The organism is Paenibacillus algorifonticola, from assembly GCF_050481745.1.
In the GTDB taxonomy this organism is placed as follows: Bacteria; Bacillota; Bacilli; order Paenibacillales; family Paenibacillaceae; genus Pristimantibacillus; species Pristimantibacillus algorifonticola_A.
Genome location: NZ_JBCNGR010000067.1, coordinates 1 through 4,487, shown reverse-complemented (window position 1 = coordinate 4,487; position 4,487 = coordinate 1). Strand labels below are relative to the sequence as shown.

The 4,487-nt window shown below is 46.8% G+C and carries 6 protein-coding genes; 2 read left to right on the top strand and 4 right to left on the bottom strand.

Annotated features, from left to right (window positions below; all coding sequences use genetic code 11):
- Positions 1-103 precede the first annotated feature (103 nt).
- Together ABEW34_RS31260 and ABEW34_RS31255 are read right to left on the bottom strand one after the other, a co-directional pair.
- Positions 104-325 carry a hypothetical protein gene (locus ABEW34_RS31260; protein ID WP_046234262.1) on the bottom strand — a complete coding sequence of 74 codons (222 nt, stop codon included), beginning with the start codon at positions 323-325 and terminating at the stop codon, positions 104-106.
- A gap of 162 nt (positions 326-487) precedes the next feature.
- Complete coding sequence (locus ABEW34_RS31255) at positions 488-1,114, bottom strand: stage II sporulation protein M (RefSeq protein WP_430165572.1); 627 nt, start codon at positions 1,112-1,114, stop codon at positions 488-490.
- A 108-nt stretch (positions 1,115-1,222) separates the two neighbouring features.
- Here ABEW34_RS31255 and pdaB point away from each other — a divergent pair, with 108 nt between their 5' ends.
- Positions 1,223-2,038, top strand: a complete 816-nt coding sequence (gene pdaB / locus ABEW34_RS31250) for a polysaccharide deacetylase family sporulation protein PdaB (protein ID WP_430165569.1) — start codon at positions 1,223-1,225, stop codon at positions 2,036-2,038.
- 32 nt (positions 2,039-2,070) lie between these two features.
- On the opposite strand, the gene ABEW34_RS31245 is transcribed toward pdaB, so the two are convergent.
- Positions 2,071-2,700: a KinB-signaling pathway activation protein gene (locus ABEW34_RS31245; RefSeq protein WP_430165566.1), complete on the bottom strand. Its 630-nt coding sequence runs from the start codon at positions 2,698-2,700 to the stop codon at positions 2,071-2,073.
- Between the two features lie 154 nt (positions 2,701-2,854).
- On the opposite strand from ABEW34_RS31245, the gene gerD reads away from it, so the two are divergent.
- Entirely contained in the window at positions 2,855-3,529 is a 675-nt protein-coding gene (gene gerD / locus ABEW34_RS31240; protein ID WP_430165563.1) for a spore germination lipoprotein GerD, read from the top strand.
- A 158-nt stretch (positions 3,530-3,687) separates the two neighbouring features.
- Here gerD and ABEW34_RS31235 read toward each other — a convergent pair.
- Positions 3,688-4,487 (bottom strand): Mrp/NBP35 family ATP-binding protein (locus tag ABEW34_RS31235; RefSeq protein ID WP_430165560.1); only part of this gene is annotated, 800 nt, incomplete at its 5' end.

The window sequence follows — 4,487 nt, the reverse complement described above, 5'->3', positions numbered from 1 at the left end:
ACTCATATAATATATCACGGCCGCCTATGCGATTGCAAGTGTTTTTTTAATTTATTTTCGATTATTTTTCAGGCTCAAATTCAGGCCTGCTAGAGGCCTTAAATTACTTATATGTACGGACGTTTAAAGCGTAGCGGGAAAGCTCTTTTGGGGATGCCAAACGGGCATACATGCGAAAAATCGTTTTGTAGCGGCGGGTAATCGACTGCTTGATTTCTCCATCCAGACGGGAGTCATTGAGATCAAGCAGCATTTCATCGAGTTCCTTTCGCAGGACGTAGTCGAGTTCTTTGCATTCTTTATCGTTGAATAGAATTCCTAGCATAGTAGTTTGCGCCCTCCTCAAGTGGTGACGGCCGTTCGCCTGTATAGCGAATAGGCTCGTCCTTACTCTGCCTTATGCAGCTTGATGAAACAATAAAGCGGCGTCTACGCTTCGCACGTAATAACGCCGCTTTACTGTTATGCACAAATATTAGGAATTTTATTACATCTTCAGAAGCCAAGGTGTAATGATACTTTCAATTAAAGAAGCCACTAGCAGAGAAATTGTAAGCACAACGGCGACTGGAATCGTTTTTTTCATGAAAAATAAAATTTCGAATCCGCTCTTTTCCACCTGCCCATTCGGACTTACGGTCGATTTCATTAGTTTTAAAACGAGAACACCGAACCTCATCCCATATGCACCAGCAATAATGATGGCTGGAATTTCAATAATGCCGTGCGGCAGCAAGCCTTTAAAAATCATTTCCATTACAGTGCCCGCCCCGTGCAGCTCAGCCGTTCGATTAAGCAAGTAACCAATAATCATCCCATTAAAGACGAGGAAAAATAACGGTACCAATCCAAGGAACGCGCCGAGATACATAATGAAGATAGATTTAATGGCATTGTTGAAAAAAATGAACAGAATATAGCTCATCGTCGGATTAGCCGACTTATCGAGCTGTTGAGCCAGTTGAGCAATGGCCTCCAGCTGTTGATCCAGCATATCGCTAATCGTTGTATTACTTCCCCCAACCACCATTCCGGCAAAAAATAGAATAAATCCAAATGCAATATAGCCGCTCATAGAGCGAAAGTGATCGAGAATTTCCCGAGGCTTAAACAAGTATTGTCCTCCTCTGCCTATCTTCAATTGAACAAGCATGAATAACTTGGCGCTATGAGCATAGATTGTACTAGAACAAGCTTCCATTAGAGAGGAGAGCCCGTCCAAATGAACTTTTTTTATGTGATGAACGGTCGTAAAATCAAGCACTACAGTCTAATTGTACTAGCCCTCGTATTTTCGGTAGGCGTCATTTACGCGGAGCGCGACAATATTACGGTGTTTTCACCGCAGCAGCCCGCTGCCATCTACAGTGTACCGACAGAAAAGAAAGTTGTGGCCCTTACATTTGATATTAGCTGGGGCGAAAAACGCGCGGAGCCGATTTTGAAAGTGCTTCAGGACAAAGGCATTACGCAAGCTACCTTTTTTCTATCGTCGCCTTGGATTCAATCGCATTCCGATATTGTGAAGAAAATAACCGATGCCGGTTATGAGATCGGTAGCCACGGCCACAAGCATGATTATTACAGCAAGCTGAGCGACGACGAAATCCGTACGCAAATTTCTACTGCTCACTCGATTATTTCCGATACGACTGGGAAACAGCCTAATTTGATTCGGATGCCGAATGGCGATTTTGACAAAAGGGTACTGCGCATTGCGAGCGAAATGAACTATAAGGTCATTCAATGGGATACTGACTCGCTCGACTGGATGAATATCGGCACCGATAAAATCATTAGCCGAGTCGTGAGTCGCGCCCATCCTGGCGATATTATATTGATGCATGCCAGCGATTCTGTGAAGCAAACTCATGAAGCACTGCCCGTTATTATCGACCAGCTGCGCTCCAAAGGCTATGACTTCGTAACGGTAACGGAGCTGATTACTCAGACAGAAACCGAGGGCAAAGCTGTACAAGACAAATCCACCATGTCCTCTACCGGTACAAGCCAATTGAACGCACTCGTCAAACATTAAACCATCAAAGGTTGAAAAGCATCGTCCCTACATTAAGCGACCGGCTTTGCAGATGATGCAGATTCGGTCGCTTCGCTTTTTAAAATCCGCGGCAGCATCAATATTTGGTATGCATTACATACGAACAGCGGCACAATCATAAAGATGATGGCTGCGGTGTTGGTTTCCCCTTTTAAAGCAGGATACGCTTCAATGAAAGTAACGGTAAACATAAGGAACGCGGTCGGCACAAAAGCTACAGCCTTCGTCTGTTTCACCTTTACATAAGAAACCGCAAGCGAGAACACCATAAGCAGAAGCGGCAGAAGCCAGAAGAACCAGTTATTCGTCCGCTGCTCAAATAATAAATAGCCTAAGGCAAATGCTGCAAATACAGTGGAATAGCCTTGCAGCGTATTCCAAAGATAGCTTTTGCGAAATACGCTAAGCGCGATATAATTTAAAGTCAAATAAGCGAAAAAGCCCATCTGGCTGAATGCTCCAAACATCAGGCCAACAAGCGCCATCATTGCAAAATTAAAGCCAGAGGCATCCAGTCCCATAAAGCCGAATTCCGGATCCGTCCACTGCATCGTTATTCCGCATATCGCTGTAGCCAAACCGCCTACTGCCATACAGCTCCAAAAGAGAAAAAACCATTTTCTGATATTCACGTTTGACATCCCCCTAAATTTTTCAAGCACACCCTGTCCAACATCCTTTATTTTACCACGTTCACATTAAAAAGCTAACCTTTCCCCTTGATAATCAATGGAGCTTTGACACATACTACTCCCATCAATACAGGAATGCTGTCACGAAGGGAGAACACGAATCATGCGCATTCGTATGACGGTAATTATGCTTCTCATTACAACGTCTTTTGTCTTGACCAGTTGTGGATCAGAATCATCGGGAAGCAGCCAACAAGTCACGTACAAAGACATGAAATCAATGGTCATTGATATACTCAAAACGGAGGATGCTCAAAAAGCACTCCAGGAATCGGCCCAGCAAATGTCGGGCTATAACGGAAACACGTCGAAGCTTTTGTCCGTGCAGGATCAGGAGCAGGTCCGTCTGGCGGTAAAAGATGTGCTTGTCGCCCCGGAATATGACAAGGTGATCAAGACGCTGATGACTGACGTTCGTTTCGCTGGGGAATTTGCCAAAGCCGTCAATAAGCAGAACAAGGAAATTCACCAGCAGCTGCTTAAAGATCCGTCGTATCAGGAGCAGTTAATTAAGGTGATGAAAAATCCGGAGATGGACAAGATGATTTTGGAGGTGCTGCAAAGCACGCAGTACAAAAAACAAGTCATGTCGATTATGCAGGAGTCGATGCAAAATCCGTTATTCCGGCTTGAAGTGCTGGATCTGATGAAGAAAGCCGTTCAGGAAGAGCTGAAGCCGAAGCCTAACGAAAAGGTGGAAAAGCAAGGCTCGGGAGGAGATCAACAAAGTTCCGGTGACGATAGCGGTCAGGATTCAGGCTCAGGAGATGGACAGTAGGACAATACGATGTAATTAAAAAAGATGTAATTAAAAAAAGCCCCGCTGTGAATGAAGGTAGGCCAGTTGCTTGGCTGATCCTCATTCGTTAGCATGGGGCTTTTTTCTTTGACTATTCGGTTAAAAAAGCGAACGTTATTCAGCTGAAGAAGAGCGCGCTATTCGCATTTTTGAAGCACTTTGTCTGCAAGCTCCAAATAGAGCTGGCCAGTCTCGCTCTCTGCCTTGTATACGGATGGCGAGAAATCCGGCTCCGATGGATGATTATCCGGCGCTCCAAGCGGAATTTGGGACAATAGCTCGGCATGAAGCGACTCCGCTAATCTTCCGCCACCGCCTCGGCCAAAAATATATTCCGGCTCGCCGCATTTGCTGCATTTGTAATACGCCATGTTTTCAACGATACCGATGATTTCGTGCTCGGTTTTAATGGCCATGGCCCCTGCGCGCGCAGCAACGAATGCCGCTGTAGCATGAGGCGTCGTGACAATAATCTCTTTGCTTTGCGGGATAATCTGATGGACGTCCAGCGCCACATCGCCTGTTCCCGGCGGCAAGTCGAGCAGCAAGTAATCAAGCTGGCCCCATTCGATTTCGTCAAAAAAGTTGCGCAGCATTTTGCCAAGCATCGGGCCGCGCCAGACGATTGGGCTGTTGTCCTCGACAAAAAAGCCCATCGACATCACCTTCACCCCGAATTTCTCAATCGGGATGACCCGCTCGTTCACGACCTGCGGGCGCTCTTCGATGCCCATCATATCGGGCACGCTGAAGCCGTATATGTCGGCGTCAATAATGCCGACGCGCTTGCCCCTGCGAGCGAGAGCGACCGCGAGGTTCACGGTCACTGTGGATTTGCCGACGCCGCCCTTGCCGCTGGCGACGGCAATGAACTGCACCCCGCTGCGGGCATCCAGCAGCGGGCTCGCCAGCCCGGCCCCGTGGCCTTGCACGGGGC